Below are 19,135 nucleotides of genomic sequence, written 5' to 3'. Positions count from 1 at the left end.
CCGTTGCTCGCGGTCCTCGTCCTGCTCTATCCCTCCAGCACCGCCCCAGCGGAGATAGACCGCCGCCCGGAGTGGGTCGACGCTCAGCGGGAGTACGAGGCGCGGCTGCTGGACGTAGCGGAGGAGTCGAGGCGGTTCATGGAGGAATTTGAGCGTCAGGAAGCAGAGGAGGTCGTGCCGGACGTTGATTCGGACCCGGTTGCGGCGGTCACAGCTCCCACCCATTGGCGGAAAAAGACCAATCCGGCGACGGGGAGGAACTACTCCAGCGTGGAGGAGTACGACCGGGTCCCCCGCCACGCGGCTCAGACCTGCAAGAACAGCCGGCTCGACGAGCTTCAGGAGGAGAAGGAGCTGCTCACCCGGTCAGTTCCACCCCTCGATCCGAAGTCGCCCGGATCATGGAACGAAAAGAAGATGGCCAAGGTGCCGTGCTCTAGGATCCGGCAGCGTCTTGAAGCTCAGAAAAAGCTCCTGGAGAAGCGGTGGCAGATTCAAAAAGAATGCTTTGGAGGTAATCCCGACCCGAGCCATGAGAACGCAATTACCGAAGTAGAGAAGGCCTTCGCGAATACCAGGATGCTTGAAGACCAGAATTGCGCCCCTGGTCATCCGATGGCGGAGCTGTGAGCCATGTCGAAAGAACTCTTCGCAGCGATCGAACTGCACGATGCGTCCCGGGTCAAGGCGCTGCTGGCCGGTGGTGCCGATCCGAACGAGCCGCAGGCGCAGTGGCCGGGTTTGCGTCCGCTGCATGTGGCCATCAACGAACTCGCAGAGCGAGGCGGGCTCGACGTGCTCATGGCGCTCCTTGAGCACGGCGCGGACGTCAACGCATGGAACGTCGGGCGGGACGTGACCCCCTTGTTGGTGGCGGTCTTCGAAGGTCAGCAGGGGGCAGTCGAAGCGCTTCTGAAGGCGGGGGCTGATCCCAACGTGCGTAGCAGCGAAGGGGACACGCCACTGCGGGCGGCCGCGGGCGTGGGCGATCTGGGCATCGCCTTTCTCCTCCTGGGCGCGGGGGCGGCTCGGACGATCAACGACTGGGGCGGGCTGACCGGATACACCGCGCTCGGGCATGCGGCACGTCGGCTGGACCTTCCGATGATCAAGCTGCTTCTCGACGCGGGCGCCGATCCTAGGGCTCCGGACGAGGACGGCCGACCCGCCCACTACCGCCTGCCGCCGCGCGCTGAATCCGATTCCCAGACATGGGACGCCGCGTTCGAACTGCTCGGAGGATCGAAGGACCGCATGCCGTTGTAGAATGGAGGGCGCGTGCCGCGGGCTGACGGCCGCGCTGCTCGACCTGGACAACCCCGCGCACTTGGACGCGCTCAAACTCTTACCATACAGGGACCGCACGAGGTCTCGATGCTCCTCCGGCATCGCGTCGCGGATGCCGTTCAAGTTCCGGCCCCGGTGCTTTCAGGTTCCAGCGCATCTCCAGAATGTCTCGCTCCTCAGGTGTTCGCGGAAGGAGAGGTTTCGGGACGGCTACTCCTGCGGCGGAGGACGGCGGCGGTCGAAGGCGAGCGACTGTACGGGCTCCTCGCCGGAGGCCAGGGCGGAAGCCTTCATCGCGACGCGGCCGGACTCGGCGGGAGGGAGGCCCATCCACGCGGACAGCCGCTCCAGGGCCACGGTGCGCTCGGCCTCGGGGAGCTGGAAGATGGAGGAGCCGTGGTTTCCGCCGGGCACAAAGAAGCGGTACGAATCATTGCGCTCGCGCACGTCGAAGGCGTTGGTGGACCAGGGGTCGAGCTGTCCGTAGACGAGGAGGATGCGCTCGCCGCGGTTCTTCACCCACGCCTCGATGCGGGGAATGGAGCCGTGGTCGAAGCCGTAGGGCTCGATGGAGAAGGGCACGAGGCTGGCCGGCGCGTACTGCCGGGGGTAGCGCACCAGGCCGTGCAGGTGCCGCTCATCGGAGCGGTAGTTGCCGAGTTGCGTGCCCGCCTGGAAGTAGTAGGGCGCGTAGTAGTTGATGGCGAGGTCGCTGAAGGAGAGGACGCCGACGAAGGCATCGAGCGCGCTCAGCATCCCCTCCGTTCGCGCGCCGGGCTCGGGGATGGTGGGGCACGTCGCGGGGTCGCCGTACTGCCAGAAGGAGAAGGGCAGTTCGAGCACCATGAACTCGAAGGCCTTGTCCGCGCCGAGGAAGTCGAGCGACAGGCCCTGGGCCGCCGCCTCGAGGGCGAGCGCCGGCACCAATTCCTCGCGCCGCGACAGCGCGTCCCGCTGGAAGTCGCGGATGCGCTCGCGGCAGTCGGCGTCACCCACGCGGCTGAGGAAGTGGATGTAGCGCGGGTCCTGCGGGCCGTGGCTGCTGGGCGCCACGTAGGCCACGGTGGCGTCCACGTCGTTCGGGTAGAGGGCGCGGTGGTAGAGGGACGCCATGCCTCCCTTGCTGCCACCGGTGCTCACCCACTTCGCGCCGTAGAGGGACTTGAAGGCGGCCACGATGCGGTGGTGGTCCGCCGCGGCCTGCTCCAGCGTGAGGTGCTCCCAGTTGGCTGGCGAGGGCGTGGAGGGGCCGAAGAAGCGGTGCTCGACGAGGAGCTGGTTGGCCTGGAGCAGCGCGGTGGGCTCGAACTGTCCGGCGCTCGTGCCGATGCCGTAGCCCGTGGTGGCCAGCACCATGGGCGCCTGCGTGGTGCGGTGGAGCAGGGTCATGCGCTGCTGGAAGCGCTGGCCCTCGGGATGCCGGTGGTCCGCCGGCTGGTCATAGGTGAGGACGAAGAAGCGCGTGCCGGGGATGCGCGTCGTGCCTTCCCGCACCACCGCGAGGCCGGGGATGGACTGCAGCGCGACCAGGATGTCCGTCTCCTCGGCGGTGGACGGCTGTACCAGGGCGGCCGGGGCGGTGGTCTCCACCCACGGCGCCTCTCGCTGTTCGAGCGGCAGACCCTCGCCACAGGCCTGGAGTCCCAATGCAATCGCACACGTCAGTGCGGTGAACGGACGTCGAAAGAGCTTCCGCATGGTTGTGAGAATCCTTGTTCGAATGCTCCGGAAGATTCCGGATGCGAGTTGAACGTCGGGAGGACGGCCTCATTGCAAACCGGTGGTGATAGTTGCCGGGCGGAAGTTTCAGTTGTGTCGCGTACGACGAGCCGTCAATGCGCGTCGGCTCCGTCGTGGCGAGAGGGAAGGCGTCGTGAGACCTCCAGGCCACAAGCCAGGTGGGAAGGTGGTGAAGCAGTGGAGCGAGGGCGGGCTGAGCGCGGATGAGGCGACGGCGGGCGTATCGGCTGTGTTCATGGGAGACGCCACGCTGGCGTCATCGCGGGCCGCGGGACCGTCCGACGTGGTCGAGCTGCGAGCGGGCCACACGCGGGAGTGGTGGCAGGAGCGGCTCGGACAGCTCAAGGGCAAGGCGGAGAAGGACTCGGGGAGCGCCGCGCTCTACGCGCTCACGTTGCAGCGGGCGAAGGCCAACGGCTTCGTTGTTTTCGAGAAGCCCGAGGGGGTGGAGCTCGCGCTGGAGCCCGTGCACTGACTCGTGGACCTCGGGGATGCGCTCGCGCATCACCTGATGTCCGCGGTGCGAGTCGGAGATTGGGTGAGGAATTCCTGACCCAGGAGGTGTATCATCGACAGGAAATGAAAGCCCACGAACTGCTCGCAGCTCTTAAGGCAAAATTAGGGACCGATTCCCAGATTGAACTGGCAAAGAAACTTGGCATTACTGCCAATACGCTGAACAACTGGACGAAAACGCGCAAGCGCCTGACGCCTCTCCAATTGGCTCGTCTCCTGCTCAAGGCCCAGGCTGCAGCGATCCAGCACGCCCAGCACCACACCATCAAGCCCGTCGTCGAGCACTTCAAACTCCAGTGCGCCACTTCAGCGCGGAACTCCCGATACGAAATCTTTCGTGCTGGAGACTCGACCTACTTGAAAGGGCTCCGGAAGGAATTGGATTCAACCTATGGGATATATATCTTCTACGACTCGGGCGGGCGCGCGCTCTATGCTGGAAAGGCCAGGAGGCAGACCCTCTGGAAGGAGATAAACAACGCATTCAATCGCGAGCGCGGAACCCAGATGTTCTTCCGGGTCGACCATCCCAGTCGCAATCAGATCTTCAAGCCCCAACACAAGCAACATCGACAGCCATACCAGCAGCACCTCTACCTGCACGAGCTGGCCGCGTACTTCAGTGCGTATTGCATTGATGACGGCATGATAGGAGACTTGGAAGCCCTCATCGTGCGTGGCTTTGCCAATGACCTGCTGAACAGTCGAATGGAGACATTCGCCCATGCACGCTACTAGTGCCACCCGGTCACTTCCCCGGGGCACTGCGCGACGTTGAGGGACAATCCTGCTCGGATTATCCCTGACGCTTCTCCAGCACGGCGATGCGGTCCAGGAACGCGCGGCCCTTCGCCGGGTCCGTCATGTGGATGAAGGCGGCCAGGCCCTTGAGCTGCTCGAGCGTCTCGCCCTCCTGGCCCGGCTTGCCCTTCTCCCGGTTGTGCAGCGCCGCTCGCAGCTGGCGCATCACCTCGCGCGGTACTCGCGCTCCCGGCTGGCCCTTCGGCGCCTCGTTCACCACCAGCCCCGTCACCACCTGCCGGCTCCCCGGACGCATCACCCGCGTCTTGTCCGGGTGCACCCGGAAGCCTTCCGCCTCCAGCACCTTCTCCACCCGGGAAATCAGCACCGACACCGGCGCTTCCGTCTTCCCCCGGCTGCGCCTCCAGGAGAACGTCATGTCATCCGCGTAGCGCGTGTAGGCGAAGCCCAGCCGCCTCGACAGCGCCGACAGCCGCTTGTCCAGGCGCAGGCACAGCGCATTCGTGATTCCCGGCGACGTCGGCGCTCCCTGCGGCAGCGCTCGCGGTCCCTTCGCCACGTACAGCGTCTTGCCTCGGAACTGCACCACCTCGCGCGGCGCCTCCGTGGCCATCAGCGCCAGCAGCGTCGCCGTGCCCTCCGTCAGCCCTCCCTTGCGCAGCAGTCCCTTCACCCGCTGCCACGTCACCGAGGGGAAGAAGTCCTTGATGTCCATCTTCACCACCACGTCCGCGCTCTTGTGCGCCAGCGCGTTGGTGACGATGGAACGTCCCGCCACGAAGCCGTGCGCCGCCCCGTGCACTGGCAGCCGCTCGACCACGTTCGCCAGCACCCAGCGCTGCGCCTCCTTCAGCTCCTTCTTCGGCGAGGTGATGGTCCGCTTCCCACCGTCCCGCTTGGGAATCTCCCAGCTCCGGTAGTGCGTCCCCGTGTCCACCTCCCGGTGGTAGCTGAACCAGCGCAGCCTCGCCACGCTCAGCCCCAGCGCCTTCGCCAGCGACTGCGCCGACTCCAGCTCCGGCAGCCCGTTCGCCTTCGCCCGCTCCTCGCGGTCCTTCAGGTCGAACTTGTCCGGGCCTCCCGTCTCCTCCCAGTGCACCCCCGCGCCCAGGTGGTTGATGTGCGCGGTGCGCCACGCCTCCCACGCCAGCCGCTTCAGTGCCCGGCGCTCGGCGGCCTCGGCCTTCTTCTTCTCCTTCCAGGCCGTCTTCTCCTTTTCCGAGAGACCGCTGACGTCCTCGTGCTCGGGCGCGAGCCCCTTGGTCTTCAGCTCGGCCTCGACCCACGCCTCCTGGCCGCCGGCCTCTTCAATCGCCTTCCAGCGCGCCAGCCGCGCCTGCTCCTCGCGCAGGTTCACCTCGCGCTGCGCCACGACGTTGGCGGAGGCGGGCACGGGAGCGGGGGCAGGCACCACCACGGGCGCTCCGGCGGGGACGAACGTCTCGAGCTTCGCGGTCATCGCGGCACCTCGGTAAGGCGAGGAGTCGTCATGGGGGGACGGGGCTGCGCGAGCGGTCGAGAGAGGCCTGGAACCACCACCTGCTCACCTGGGGCACGGTAGCCTCACCGGCTCTCCCCGGTAGAGGGGTGTAGCCCCCTTGGGGAAACGGCGGTTGCGTCGTTGGCTCCGCTCCCCGAGGGGGCTACACCCCTCTACCGGGAGAGAGCCAAGAACAGGCTACCTTGCGGAGAGTGTCCTGCATTGCTTCCAGAGCGGCGCAGCGCCGCTCCCGCGCTCGAGGCGCGAAGGCTGATGCTTTCCGGACCTCTCTCGACCACTCGCGCTACCTGGCGCGTCTGCCGTGCTTCGTCGCGTCCACCCCTCCCGGCCGCAAGTGGCGCGGCCGGATGACGTTGGGATTTCTACACCATCCCGTTTGCCGAGTCGATGAAGCCCTCAGCGGTAAGTGATTCCAGGCGCGAGAAATAGGCCGTGCGCGCCTCCGAGTCCGTGTCGAACCACAGCCGCTGGTGGCGCTGCTCGCCCAGGCGCGGGCCCCACTCGACGGACACCAGCTTGCCGTCCAGCGACACCCGGTACACCTGCTCCTGGCCCGACTCGTCGCGCCGCACGTACGAGCGCGTCTCCGCGCGGATGAGCGCCCGGCCCTTCGGCGTCTGACGCAGTGCCTCCTCCTGCGCCCTCTGCCGCGCGTACGCCAGCCGCAGCGCAATCATGTGCTCGCATGGGCCCTCGCGCAGCCCCGAGCGCCGGTAGTGCGGGCAGCCGCAGTTCGCCTCGCGCACCCGGCCCTCCAGATCCAACAGGAAGCCGGGGAAGAAGCTGCGCACCGCCTCGCGGTCCACCACCTCGCCGCTCAGCCTCGTGCCCACGCCCACCACGTCGTGCACCTTGGTGAGCTTCACCTCGCCCGCTCCCGGGCCGCCATCGCCCAGCAGCCGGTGCGCCCGCTCCTCGCGCTCGTTGCCGTAGCGGATGACGGCCTCGTCCACCGGCGTGGAGAGAAGCTCGCGCGGCCGGTAGGTGCCCTTCGCGATGTCATAGAGGACGCGCCCGCGCAGGCACTCGAGCTGCAGCGCTCCGCGCACCGCGTCCTTCGGCGAGTCCGTGCCCGAGGCCAGCTCCTCGAATGTTTTTGGCCCCTCCTTGCGCAGCCGGGTACGCAGCTTCTCCGCGAGTCCGTCCGGCACCGCCCGGGGCATGAGCGCATCGAAGGCCGCCGCGCTGGACCAGCCGCTCTCCGTCCACCCGGTGAGCGCCAGCGTCAGCGTGGCCGGGCCCAGGTCGATGACCCAGAACACCGGCAGGCCCGGCCCGAGCATCTGCACGCGCACGCCCTGCGCATGGGGCAGCAGCCTCGCGAGCGCCGCCAGTCTCTGCCGTCCGAAGGTGCGCACCACCGCGGGGGCGCTGCCCTGGTACTTCGGCCCGTGGCACTCGAGCACCAGCTCCCACGGCTCCAGCACCAGTCTCGGCTGTGCACCGGGGACGAGCTCGAAGCGCAGCGCTCGCGGCGCCTTCTTCGCCTTCCGGGTGCGCAGCGCGAAGAGCAGGTTGTACAGGTCGATCGGCGCCAGCGTGCAGGTGCTCGCGGGCAGCGTGGCGGCGGACTGCACCTGGAGGAAGCCGCGCAGCCAGGCATGGGGCACCTCCACGTTGCGAGGGGCCCGGGCCTCGGCGCTCGGGGCGGGCAGGGCCACGTGCGCCTCCAGCCCCACCGGCACGTAGGTGCGCAGCCGGTCCACCTTGGCCAGCAGGTCCGCCGGCACGTCCAGGAAGGTGGAGCCGTGCGCGGCCTCGCGGCCCTCGAAGAGCGAGTTGTCGAAGGACAGGCGCGCATACGCGCTCTCGTCGCGGGAGAACACCTCCAGCGACACCTGGTCCGGGTCCACGGTGAGGACGGGGTCCAGCACCGCGTCCGCCTTCTTCTCGCCCTCCAGGGATTGATCCAGGAAGGCCTTCTGCGCCTCCCAGATTTGCGCGGTGGCGCGCTTGCCCTGCTTCATCAGGTAGGCGAGGTACGCGGTGCGGTCCTTGCCCCGGTAGCGCAAGTCACTGGCGAGGATGCCGAGGGTGGCGGCGAGCGCGTCGCGGAAGAGGGCGGGCTCGCGCACCCGGCCGCGAACGCCCACGGTGCCCCGAGAGCCCTCCAGGGCCAGCAGGACGCGCGAGGCGTTGGCTCCTGCGTCCACGTCACTCGTGGTGGCGTAGCGCAGCTCGACGGCGTGGTGGGTGGCGGTGCTCACGACGGGCTCCCTTCCTTCCGGTCCTTCCGGGCGCGCTCGGCGGCGCGGAGTGCACGTTTGTGGGCGCGGTAGGCGGCCTTCCGCAGCTCCACGGATTGAGACTTGTCGAAGGCCTGGCCGCGCAGCACTTCCGCGGCCTCGGTTCCGCCCAGGCGGCCCAGTGCGGCCCACGCATCCTGCCGCACCTGCTCGTCCTTGTGGGTGGTCAGCGGGCGCAGCGGCTCCAGTTCCTTGCCGGCGAGCACCGAGGGCAGAGCCATGCGGCGGGCCTCGGAGGTGGCGAGCTGCTTCGCGCTGCGCACCGTTCCTCCCGCGGGGCCCGTGGCCACCGGGTCGAACGGCTGCACCGCGAGCGCCCACTCGGCGGCGCGCTCGGGGGAGATGGTGGCCAGGGCGGTGGTGGCCGCCTCGCGCACCTCGGCGTCCGGGTCGGACAGCGCGGCACGCAGGGCCTCGGGGGCCGTGTTCAGCCGGCCCAGCGCCCGGGCCGCTTCGAGGCGCACTCCGGCAGGAGCCTTGGCCTCACCGCCCTGGAGGATGTCCTTGGCGGCCTTGGCCAGCTCCGTCACGCCCAGCCGCGAGCCCGCCCACAGCAGCCGGGCCCAGGCGTTGGCCAGGGGCTCGCGCTTGGGAGCGGGCGTGGAGGCCCACTCGGAGGCGGTGCGGCGCTCGGCGGTGGCGATGGCGCGGCCCAGCATGGCGCGGTCCTCCGTGGACCAGACGCGGGTGGTGTCCTGCTCACCCGTGCGCGCGCCCACCAGCCACGCGGCTTCCTCTCGCGCGGCGGGCTTCTCGTGGCCGAGCAGCATCGCCAGCGCACCCGCGGGCAACGACGCGCGCCGCACCAGTCCGCGACGCAGCCTCTGCCGCAGCTCCTCCTTGTCCAGCGTGGCCAGACGCGGCAGGAGCTGCATCGGGTCCGCCTCGGTGGCCAGGTAGCTGGCGGCGGGCTCGGAGATGTCCTCCTGGTCGCTCGCCACGGCGAGGAACTCCACCCGGACGCGGTCCTTGGGGAAGAGCGCGTCGAGCGCCTTGCGCGCCTCCTGGCGCAGCTCGTCATCCCAGTCGTCCAGCACCGAGGCCAGCGCGCTCTCGGCCGCCGTGTCTCCCAGCTTGCCCAGCTCCTGGGCCGCGGTGAGGCGCACCTCGTTGTCGATGTCGTCGTCGCGCAGGAGCGTCTCCAGCCGGGAGCGTGCCCGCTCGCCGCCGATGAAGCGCAGACCCCGGACGCCCGCCTTCTGCAGCTCGCTGTCCTTGCCCTCCAGCGCGGCGAGCTCCACCTTCTCCTCGACGCGGCGCCGATCCTCTCCCTCGGGCAGCTTCGGGGCGAGCCGGCCCAGGCCCTCGAGCGCCGCGGCCACCATGCTCGTCTCCACCGGGGCCTCGGGCGTGCCACCGGCCGCCACCTCCTCCAGCTCGGACAGGGCCCGCGCGTCACCCAGTGTTCCCAGGGCCAGCAGCGCCCGCTCGCGATCGCCCTCCTCGCCCGCGCGCACGTACAGCAGCAGCGGGCGCAGGGCGCTCGTGCGGCCCCGGAAGGCCACGCCCTCGGCGGCGGGGAGCATCAGCTCGCGGGCACCGCCGCGCAGCACCTCCTCCAGCGGCTCTACCTTCGCGCCCTTGTTCACGACGCGCGAGGCGTAGCGCGCCACCGACTCCATGCGCACCGTTACGTCCCGGTCCGCGAAGAGGCCGGCGAGCAGCTCGTCCTGGCCCACGTCGTCACCCTGCTCCAGCTCGGCGGCGGCGGCCTTGCGCACCATCGGGTCCGCGCTGCGCACCGCCGCGCGGAGGAAGCGCATCGCCAGGGCCGCGTCGCGCTTGCGCTCGCCCTTCTCGTCTTTCTCGAGCGGGGTGGCCACGTCCATGGCGGCACCCACGCAGGCGTGGCGCACGGTGGCGGCTTCGTCATCGAGCTGCCGCGCCAGGGCTTCCACGGCCTCGGGCCGACGGGTGCGGCCGAGGGCCTTCACCAGGGCGAGGCGCTCATTCATCTCCGTCGAGGTGCGCAGCCGGGCGGCGAGTGCTCCCACCGCGGCGGCCGAGCCGAGCCGGGCCAGCGCCTCCTGCGCGCGCTTCACGGCGGCGGCGTTCTCCGAGCGCAGGAAGGCGGCGAGCACCTCCACGGCCCGGTCGTCCTGGCGCCAGGCGAGCAGCTCGGCGGCGCGCAGGCGCAGGTCCTCGTGCTCGCTGCCGGCGGCGCGGCCGAGGGCCTCGGTGACGCGCGGGTCGTTGGCTCCGGCGAGGCGCTCGATGACGCCGATGCGCAGGTCCGCGTGCTCGCTGCCGAGCGCGGCCAGCAGGGGCTCCAAGCTGCCCGGAGGACTGAGGCGCTCGAGGAGCTCGAAGGCGTACTTGCGCACGTCGGCCAGGGGCGAGTTGAGCGCGGCGGCGATGCGGCCCTTGGCGGACTCCCCCCGGGCGGCGAGCTCGTCCAGCGCGGCGCGGGCCACGTCCGGCGAGAGCGAGGCCAGGGCGAGCGACAGCGGCTCCTCCGAGCCCGCGGGGAACAGCTCCTTGAGTCCCGCGAGGGCCGCCTTGCGCACGAGTTGGTGCGGATCCTCGAGGGCACGCAGCAGGGCGGCGACGGCGGCGGGAGTGCCGGCATGGCCCTCCTGGGTGAGCTTCACCACGCGGTCCACGGCGTCGCGGCGCACGCGGTGGCCCTCGTCGTCACCCGAGGACACCTGGCGCAGGAGGCCCACGTACGCGCCGAAGGCGAGCCGGCGCAGGTGCTGCTTCTCGGCGGAGACGAGCGCCTCGGCCGAGGGCTCGGTGGAGGTGACCTTGCCGGTGGCGGAGGAGAAGAGGCGGCGCAGCCAGTTGCGAGCGGGCTTCTGCTCCGGCTCCACGGGCCGGGCCTGGGCCACGGGGGACGTCTCGGGCTTCCAGGGCGCCTCGAGCGAGCGCGGGCGGGCCACCTTCGAGGCCTCGCGGAAGTAGTCGAGCGGCTTGTGGCGCAGTTGCAGCACCTGGGCCGCGGCGTAGCGCTGCTCGGGCACGTCGCTGGCGAGCGCCTCGGCGAGCCCCACCATGCGGCGGGCGCGCTCGTCCTCGTCGGGCCAGTCCTTCATGTCGCCGGCCTTCTCGGGGCGGGGCGGCTGCAGCACCTCGACCAGGTGGGTGTTCGAGGCCTCCGTCTCGGTGCGCAGCTCCAGGGCGCGGGCGGCGGCGTAGCGCACCTCGGGCCGTGCGCTGGAGAGGGCGCTGGTGAGCAGGTCGGGTGGCTCGCCCCGGCGCGAGGCGCGCAAGTCGCGTGCGAGGACGATGGCGAAGACGGTCTCCTGCACCTCGCGGGACTTGTCCTCGAGGCCGTGCAGCAGGCCGCTGTCCCCCTCCGGCCCGAGCGCCGCGAAGGAGAGGATGGCGCCGATGCGGATGGGCTGGTGCTCGTGGCGCAGGTTGCCGGTGAGGACGGGCAGGGCGCGGATGTCTCCGAGGCGCGACAGGCCATCCGCGGCCCACGAGCGCACGGCGACGTCCGCGTGCCCGAGCGCGTCCAGCAGGTAGCCCTCGTCGCCCCGGCGGCTGGCGGTGGCGAGGCCCCGGGCGCCCTGCTCGCGCACCCCGCTGGCGTCGTCCTTGAGCAGGGTGGTGGCGAAGAAGGACAGCAGCCGGCGGGAGCCGAGCGTGGCCAGGGCCGTGGCCGCGCGGTGGCGCAGCGGCTCGAGGAAGGCCGGCGGGTAGATGCGCTGCAGCTCCTTGTCGGTGAGGAGGTTGCGCATCGGCTCGATGATGTCCTCGGCGCCGCGGGCGGCGAGCAGCTCGGCCGCGCGCACCTTGAGGGGCAGCTCTCCGGAGCCGAGGCCCGCGAGCAGGGGGCCGTTCTCGTCCTTGATGAGCTTGTCGAGCGCCTCGATGGCGGCGATGTAGACCTGGGGCTCCTCGGACAGCAGCAGCTTGAGGAGCGGCGAGCGCATCGTCTCGGCGGGGGCCTGGGTGGAGTTCTTCGCGGCCAGGGCGCGCAGCGAGGCGTGGGCGGTGTCCACGGCGGCCAGATGCGGCTCCGCCTTCTCCTTGCCCACGTGCTTCACCCACGCCTCATAGGCGGCCTGGGCCACACCGGCGTCGCGGTCGCCCACGGTCTTCTTCAGCCGCTCGAGCGCCCAGTCTTCCTTGATGCGGGCGGCGAGCTCGTCCACGGCGCGGCGGCGCAGGTCCGGGAAGCGGCCGGAGAGCGCGCGGTCCAGCGCCTCCTGGGGGTTCTTCTCGTTCCAGGCCCAGAGGGTGCGGAAGGCCTCGTCGCGCACCTTGGCGGACTCGTCCTCGAGCGCATCACCGAGCAGGTGAACGGAGGCCTCGGAGCGCTTGCCCGGGAGCTTCACGAGCCGGTCGAGGCCCCGGACGCGTACGTCCTCGAAGGCCGAGCGCAGGGCAGCCTCGGCGCTGGAGAGGGGCGCCTCGGTGTCGAGCGTCACGACCGCGTCGAGGGCGGTGGCGCGCACGTCGACGTTCTCATCATCCAGCATCCACACGAGGCGCTCGCGGGCGCGGGCGTCCTGGAGGGCGCGGAGGGCATCGGCGGCCTGGCGGCGGATGGCGGCATCGGGCTCGCGGGAGAGCTGCAGCAGCGCGCCGAGCGCCCGGGCATCCCCGAGCTGCGCGAGTCCCCGAGCTCCCCGCACGGCGGTGTCCGGAGTGCGGCAGGCCATGGCGGCGAGCAGCGGCTCCAGGCTGGCCTCGGAGAGGGCCTCTCCGGCCTTGCCGATGGAGGGCATCGCGTCACGAGCGGCGCGGGCCTCGTCATCGGTGGGACGGGCGCGGCGGGCGAGGCGCCGGGCGACGTCGAGGGCTGCGCGGGAGAAGTCCTCGTCCTTCTCCTCCAGCACGTGGGCGAGCGGCCTGCGCTCGAGCACGCGCACGGTGAAGGCCATGCGGCGCACCTCGGCGTCCGAGTCATCGAGCGCACGCGCCACCAGGGGCTGCAACTGCGGAGAGCCCAACCAACCGGCGCTGGCGGCACGGATGAGCACCTCGGTGCGCAAGTGGGCGGGGCCGCGCTCGAACGCGGTCTTCAGGGGCTCGGTGCTGCCCTTGGGGAACACCTCCACCAGCACATCCAGCGCGGTGAGGCCCACGCTGGCGTCCGAGTCCGTCAGCTTGCTGGCGATGAGGCCCGGCACCAGCGGCGAGACTCCCGCGAGCGAGGCCAACTGGCGCAATCCGGCGATGCACGTGTCCGAGTAGCGCGAGTCCAGCGCGGCGCGAGGAGCGGCGAGCGGGGACTCCTTCTCCAGCGCGGTCAGGGCCGCCAGCGCGGCGACGCGCACCAGCGTGTTGTCGTCATCCAGCCTCTCGCGCAGCTTCGCGCGGGCCCCGGTGCGGCCGAGCCGGCCCAGTTCCTCGGCGGCCAGCTTGCGCACCTCTTGCTCGCGGTCCGAGGAGAGCAGCGCGAGGACGAAGTCGAGCGCCTCGGACTCCTCGAGCGCGGCGGCCTCGCGGACGGCGGCCTCGCGCTTGGGGCGGTTGCCGCGGCGGGACTCCTCCAGGAGGTCGAAGCCGTGGGCGAAGGCCGTGGCGTCGGTGGAGGGCTTGCCCTCGGTGTCCAGCTCAAAGCGGCGCACCGTGCGGTCCTCGCCGCCCGCGTAGACGAAGCCGAGCTGCACCTTGGCCTGCCGCGCGCTCACTGGCGGAGCGAAGGCGAGGGTGTGTACGGGCTTGCTGCCGCAGTCGAGCGTGCGCGGCTTGCGGCGCTCGTCCAGGCGCCACGCCTTCACCTTGCCGTCGTCACCCGAGGAGAAGATGCGATCCGAGGCCTCTTCCCCGCGCTCGGGAGTGGGCGTGGGCGGGAAGAGAAGGGCGAGCACGGCGCCGGCATGGCCGGAGTCCTTGTCGCCACGCACCTCGCACTCGACGGCGCCGACGAGGTACCAGATGCGCAGCTTGCCATCGTCGCCGGCGGACACGAGACGTCCGTCGCGAGGGGTGAAGGCGAGCGCCCGCACCGCGCCCTCGTGGCCCGGCATGTCGCGGCGGGCCCCGTTGGCGAGCGTGAAGGAGCGCACCACCGAGTCATCACCACCGCACGCGGCATAGGTGCCGGAGGGGTCCACGGCGACGGTGCGCAGGGCCTGGGGCGAGGCCTGCCACTCGTGCACGCGCTTGCCCTTGGCGAGCTCCCAGCCTCGCAGAAAACCATCCGTGCCCACGGTGAAGGCGCGGGTACCATCCGGGCTCACGGCGATGGCGGTGCAGGCGCCACGGTGGGCGTCCTTCACCTCGCGCTGCACGGCTCCATCACCGAGCGCGCCGATGCGCACGGCACCATCCGCGCAGGCGGCGACCCAGCTCTCCCCGGCGAGGGCGAGCCCCAGCACGGCGGCAGGCAGCTCCACGCTCCAGGCCACCTTGTTGGTGGAGGGCTCGAAGGCGGTAAGGCGGCTGGTGGCGGAGGCGCGAGCACCTCCGACGAGCAACAGACGCGCATTGGCCGCGAGCGCGCGGACCTTCTCGTAATTGCCGATGGCGAGTGAAGCCATACGTCAGAATCCTCCGAGTTCCACGCCGGGGTGCGCCGCGCGCAGCTTCACCAGCGATGCCAGGCAGCTCTGCCACTCGCCCTTGGCCAGCGAGCCGGTGAACTCACCGAGCACGGGGGCCACGACGCGGGCGAAGCTCTCGTCTTCCAGTCCCAAATCCCTCACCAGCTCAATCACGCGGCGCTTGGCCTCGCTGGCAGAAACCCTCCGCACCACATTGCCCTCGCGGCCCTCCTTGGAGCGCCCCGGGGGCAGACCAAACAGCATGCGGCGCAGGAAGGTGCGCAGCGCCTCCACGTTGGCGAAGCGCTCGGTGGCGCCCACCGGAGACGCCGTGGCGCCCGAGGGCTTCCACCCCTCCGGAAGGTGCAGCGGGCGGTGCTTCTCCCAGAGGAGGCGGATGGCGAACAGGCCCACTTCGCGGTCGGCGCTCTCCATCAACCACGCGAGGCGCTCGGGCCCACCCAGGCGCGCGTAGTGGCGGCGGATGAGCTCCACGGCCACCTCGCGGGTGGAGCGCTTGGTGCTCTCGGTGAGCGTGAACACCTTCACGGGATCCAACTCGTCGGGAGTGAGGGTGCGGCGCTTGTCGGCGCCCTCCTCGCCCGCGTCGAGCAGGGCGTCATAGGCGAGGTTGCGCACTTCCTTCGCATTGGCCTCGGCGAGCTCGTACACGCGGGTGTGCCAGCCCCAGGCGCGCAGCTCCACGCGGGTGACCGCGAGGGCGAAGTGGCGCACGTCGTCGCGGGCATCGAAGAGCGCGGGCCAGAGGCGCTCGGGGGTGTACGCGTTGCGAGGCGCCTTGGGCTTGAGCTGGTAGGACTTGGACTCGGGCTGCTCGGGGCCGATGACGGGGTGGTGGCAGCGCAGGTACGTCTGGGCGAAGGCACGCACGGGGGCGGGCTGCTTCGCGCCGAGCGCCAGGTCGAAGAGGCGCTCGAGGCCCGCGTTGGCGTCACCGGACTCGCTGAAGTCCGCGGGCACCACGTTCTCCAGCAGGTAGCGGTGGGCGAACTGGTGCAGCGTGGGGTCCGCGCGCCGGGCGAGCGCCAGCAACCACGCAATCCCCACGTCGCGCGGGGCGAAGAGCTTGCGGTTGCCGAGCAGCTTGAGCGCCACCCCGCGGTACTTCGCGTTGAAGACGAGCCCCTTCACGCGCTCCACGTCGAGCCCGGGCAGCGCATCCGCCTCGGTGAGCCAGTTGGCGACGGTGTCTCCGAAGCTCGGGTGGATGGTGCGGTCGAGCAGCCAGTCGGCGCCGATGTCTGCGGGCTTGAAGACCTCGAGGGAGTCGAGGGCCAGCTCCTCCACGTCGCCGCCGTACGAGCCCAGCCGCTCGTCATCGAGCAGGGACTTCCAGAAGGACACGGGCAGCTCGCCCTTGCCGTACTTGGACTTGAGGTACTTCGTCGCCCACTCGGACTGGTCGTCCTCGCCGTTGAGGAGCATGTCGAAGAGGAACTTCTGGGTGAGCTCGGCGCGGTCGAAGCTCTGCTCGAGCGCCTTGGCGGCGAACTTCGCGGTCTGCTTGAAGAGGAGCAGCCGGCCGAGGAAGTCCGGGCCGAGCTCGCGCGGGTTGCGCTTCTCGAGCACGGCGGCGGCGAAGGCATTCACGTCCGAGTGGTCCGCCTCGAGCAGCTCGGCGAGACGCTCGGCGGGGAGGTCCTGCGCGTGGGCGCGGGCATACTCGATGGCGTAGGCGCGGGCCTTGTTGCTGGGGGACACGAGCAGCGCGAGCACGGCGTCGTGGAGCCCGAGCTCGCGCAGCTTGCCCTGGTGGAACTCGGGCGAGCCCTGGAGGGTTTCGACGAGGAAGTCGTGGGCGCTGGCGAGCGGGCGGCGGGCGAGCCTGTCCAGCCAGGCGGGGGTGACGTTGCTGCGCAGGGTGTCGGGGAAGTCCTTGCGCAGACCCTGGATGGCGAAGCGGGCGGCGGGGTCCGACTGACAGGTGTCGAGCAACCGCATGAGCGCATCGGGCGAGCGCTTCCAGGCGTCGGTGAAGGCGCGCTTCTTCACCATGTCGCTGGGGGGCTCGATGGGGAAGGAGTTGGCGGAGTAGTTGTCCGTCTCGTGGGCCCAGACGTGGTTGGAGACCCAGCACGAGCGCCACGAGGTATCGGAGCCGTAGTGGCGGAGGACCTCGACGGCGAACTGGGGGTAGAGCTCGGGGACGGCCTGGCCGAGGTGGCGCAGGTAGCGCCAGGCGCGGCGCTGGAGGTAGGTGAGGGTGCCCTTGGAGACGTCGCGGGAGCGGTAGGAGTCGGAGCGCTCGGTGTCGAAGCGCCAGGCGAGGACGCCGAACATCTCGGCGTCGTGGCGCTCCTCGGCGAGCTTGTAGATGCGCTTGAGACCGCCCCAGAGACCGAAGCGGAGGTCGGCGCGGCGGGCGAGCTCGAAGAGGGCGGCGCGGGAGGAGTTGGTATTGCGCTCGTAGAGGGAGACGAGCAGGTCGGCGAGGGCGAAGCGCGCGGGGAGCGGGACGTCCTTCTGGGCGAGGTAGCGCTGCCAGGCGTCGCGGGCGCCGGTGTGACGGGCCTCGGCGGAGCGGCGGGCCTGGGACTGGCGCAGGAGGTTGAGGAGCCCGTCGAAGGCGAGGGCGCCCTGGGGGAGCTTCTCGGGCTCCTTGTCGGGCTGCTCGAGGAAGGCCAGAACGGCCTCCGCGAGGTCGGGCGCTTCCGCGCGTGACAACCGCTCCAGGTCTGCTGCCGTCAGCTCGTCGCTCGTGGCCATCGGGCGGACGGGTTTACCACAAGTGGACAGTCGAACGGCGAGGGTGAAACGGCATCAGGAGGGGTAGCGGGGCGCATCCAGGGACTTGACGGCGGAGCCCACCCTCGACCCTTGCGTTTCTTCCGAGCCCGCAGCGGGTAGGGTTCCAGCCTGCGCGCCATGAACTCGAAGGACATCCAGCCGAAGTGGGTCGTGCACGTGCATGTCGAGAGCGTGAACCGTACGGCATGGCTCGCATGGTCCTCGCTGGCGCGGTTGCTCGAGATGGCCACTGAATTGGCCACGGAGCCGAATACCTTCGCCCGCGTCAGCTTCTCGGATGAAACGCTCGAGACCCTGCAGCAGCTCCTGTTGCACGTCGAGGAATGCCACGCGGCCTATGAGCGATTCGCGCAGCTCCGGTGCCGGATGCATGCCGCACGCCTCGCACGCGCCGCCAACGAGCTGCATGCACGAGCAACAACCCTCTCGGAGGAGCTCGCCCAGCCGGCGTACACGCGGGGTCTCTCCCGCGAGCAGCTGGAGTCCCGGCGTTCACTCTGCTCGACGTGGGACTGGATTCAAGGCCGGCTGGTGGCCGATGCCGACGTGCACGTTCCCGTGCCCGAGTGTTCGGGCGACGCGGAGATCAGGATCGACTGGGGATGGTAGTCCGGTTCACCAATGGATGAGCATCATCGCTTCTCGCCCAGATCGAAAGGGCCTCCCAACAGCATTCCGAGTCGAGAGGCGGCCCGGCCATGGGGCGAGGCTGGGCGAGGGCTCACGTACAACTCACCATCGACGATCTCCCCCACACAGTTGGGGGGAACCGTCTCCATGTCTTCGTAGGTGGCTCTGCGCTTCGGCCCGCTCATGCCCGGAGCATCCTGACCTCAGGAATGGTTAAGGTCAACGTGACATGATAGGTCATCTCCGCAAGCCGTGTGGATGTGGCGAGGACGATGCGTGGGCTCCACCGGGTGGATGGGAGGACGCGCCCGCATGGGATGTGTACAAGAGGGACGAGAGGAGGCACACGCATGACGGACGCAAAGCGCGGGAAGGACGGACGGCTGGGACCGTTCCGGATCGGCAGGAGGCTCAGGCGCGAGGACCCGGAGATGGGGGACCTGGGCCGGCTCTACGAGGCGCGCAACGTGCACACGGATGCGCCCGCGCTGGTGCTGCTGCCGGGACCGTCGGTGGACGGGGATACCGAGGAGGACTGCCGGGTGCGTGTCACAGTCGAGACCCGGCCGCTGTACGTAGCTCTGCAGATGGAGAAGGCGCCGGCCACGGGCAGGCTGGTGGTGCTGGCGGGGATGCTCAAGGTGCTCACCCGCATGGTGGAGCGGATGGAGTGGAGCGACGAAGCGCGTGGCCACCTGATGCAACAGCCGCAGGGACGGCTGAAGCGGTGGGCCGCGGGCGCGCGCCGGGCGTTGGGGCTGGGGGTGGAGTACAGACTCGAGCTGAGCGTCCTGGCCATGGTGCTGTACCTGGTGGTGGCGCACTGGCGGGCCTACACCGAGCTCGAACGGGGCGCACGGCACGAGGCCGCCGCAATGGCGGTGCGAGCCGTGGAGGCGACTCGTGCACCCACGATGGTGGACACGGGCGACATGGGCCCGGCGGCCATCGCCTATCCCTTGCCGGACAAGCCTTTCAGCGACCAGGCGAAGGCGCCATGCAAGCCCAACCTGGACGAGGTGGAACTCAACGGTGGCTGCTGGTTGGAGCTCGCCAAGCGTCCGCCCTGCGGGGAGAACTACGCCGAGTACCAGGGAAAGTGCTACGTGCCGGTCTCGGCGCGCTCGCGCAAGCCGCGTGAGCCGCAAGCCCTCCACCCGTGAGCCCGCGGACGAAGGAGCCGAGCCGCCACCCGGCGGAGGTGTCAGGCACATCGTACAGCCCGTCGGCCTGCTTGCGCA

Annotated in this window: 11 protein-coding genes; 6 read left to right on the top strand and 5 right to left on the bottom strand. The window is 70.4% G+C overall.

Annotation, left to right across the window (positions count from 1 at the left end; genetic code table 11):
- The first annotated feature begins 3 nt into the window (after positions 1 to 3).
- Together DAT35_RS58025 and DAT35_RS08255 are read left to right on the top strand one after the other, a co-directional pair.
- Positions 4 to 630: a hypothetical protein gene (locus DAT35_RS58025; protein WP_158501600.1), complete on the top strand. Its 627-nt coding sequence runs from the start codon at positions 4 to 6 to the stop codon at positions 628 to 630.
- Between the two features lie 3 nt (positions 631 to 633).
- A complete protein-coding gene (locus tag DAT35_RS08255) occupies positions 634 to 1,266 on the top strand; it encodes an ankyrin repeat domain-containing protein (RefSeq protein ID WP_108066327.1) in 633 nt (210 codons plus the stop codon).
- A gap of 231 nt (positions 1,267 to 1,497) precedes the next feature.
- Here the strand turns inward: DAT35_RS08255 and DAT35_RS08250 are convergent, their stop codons facing one another.
- Positions 1,498 to 2,985: a S28 family serine protease gene (locus DAT35_RS08250; RefSeq protein WP_108066326.1), complete on the bottom strand. Its 1,488-nt coding sequence runs from the start codon at positions 2,983 to 2,985 to the stop codon at positions 1,498 to 1,500.
- Between the two features lie 175 nt (positions 2,986 to 3,160).
- Here DAT35_RS08250 and DAT35_RS08245 point away from each other — a divergent pair, with 175 nt between their 5' ends.
- The gene (locus DAT35_RS08245; protein ID WP_146209627.1) at positions 3,161 to 3,502 is read left to right on the top strand and encodes a hypothetical protein; all 342 of its coding nucleotides are present in this window, start codon (positions 3,161 to 3,163) and stop codon (positions 3,500 to 3,502) included.
- Positions 3,503 to 3,561: 59 nt separating this feature from the next.
- Positions 3,562 to 4,281 (top strand): hypothetical protein, encoded by a 720-nt coding sequence (locus tag DAT35_RS08240; protein WP_199242837.1) that lies wholly within the window; start codon positions 3,562 to 3,564, stop codon positions 4,279 to 4,281.
- A 58-nt stretch (positions 4,282 to 4,339) separates the two neighbouring features.
- Here the strand turns inward: DAT35_RS08240 and DAT35_RS08235 are convergent, their stop codons facing one another.
- The 4 genes from DAT35_RS08235 to DAT35_RS08220 all read right to left on the bottom strand — a co-directional run bounded on the left by DAT35_RS08235 (position 4,340) and on the right by DAT35_RS08220 (position 17,222).
- Positions 4,340 to 5,764 carry a reverse transcriptase family protein gene (locus tag DAT35_RS08235; RefSeq protein ID WP_108066323.1) on the bottom strand — a complete coding sequence of 475 codons (1,425 nt, stop codon included), beginning with the start codon at positions 5,762 to 5,764 and terminating at the stop codon, positions 4,340 to 4,342.
- 404 nt (positions 5,765 to 6,168) lie between these two features.
- Positions 6,169 to 8,013, bottom strand: coding sequence for a hypothetical protein (locus tag DAT35_RS08230; protein ID WP_108066322.1), 1,845 nt, complete (start codon positions 8,011 to 8,013; stop codon positions 6,169 to 6,171).
- Positions 8,010 to 14,492: a HEAT repeat domain-containing protein gene (locus DAT35_RS08225; protein WP_108066321.1), complete on the bottom strand. Its 6,483-nt coding sequence runs from the start codon at positions 14,490 to 14,492 to the stop codon at positions 8,010 to 8,012. The genes DAT35_RS08230 and DAT35_RS08225 overlap by 4 nt, the downstream gene beginning before the upstream one ends.
- Positions 14,493 to 14,495: 3 nt before the next feature.
- On the bottom strand, positions 14,496 to 17,222 hold the full coding sequence (locus tag DAT35_RS08220; RefSeq protein ID WP_108066320.1) for a hypothetical protein: 2,727 nt from the start codon (positions 17,220 to 17,222) through the stop codon (positions 14,496 to 14,498).
- A gap of 159 nt (positions 17,223 to 17,381) precedes the next feature.
- Here DAT35_RS08220 and DAT35_RS08215 point away from each other — a divergent pair, with 159 nt between their 5' ends.
- Together DAT35_RS08215 and DAT35_RS08205 are read left to right on the top strand one after the other, a co-directional pair.
- Positions 17,382 to 17,873 carry a hypothetical protein gene (locus DAT35_RS08215; RefSeq protein WP_108066319.1) on the top strand — a complete coding sequence of 164 codons (492 nt, stop codon included), beginning with the start codon at positions 17,382 to 17,384 and terminating at the stop codon, positions 17,871 to 17,873.
- 371 nt (positions 17,874 to 18,244) lie between these two features.
- Positions 18,245 to 19,057: a hypothetical protein gene (locus DAT35_RS08205; RefSeq protein WP_108066317.1), complete on the top strand. Its 813-nt coding sequence runs from the start codon at positions 18,245 to 18,247 to the stop codon at positions 19,055 to 19,057.
- Positions 19,058 to 19,135: the final 78 nt, after the last annotated feature.

Source organism: Vitiosangium sp. GDMCC 1.1324 (assembly GCF_003044305.1).
Taxonomy (GTDB): Bacteria; Myxococcota; Myxococcia; order Myxococcales; family Myxococcaceae; genus Archangium.
Note: the sequence above shows the minus strand (reverse complement) of the source record. Positions and strands in the feature narration are given on the sequence as shown.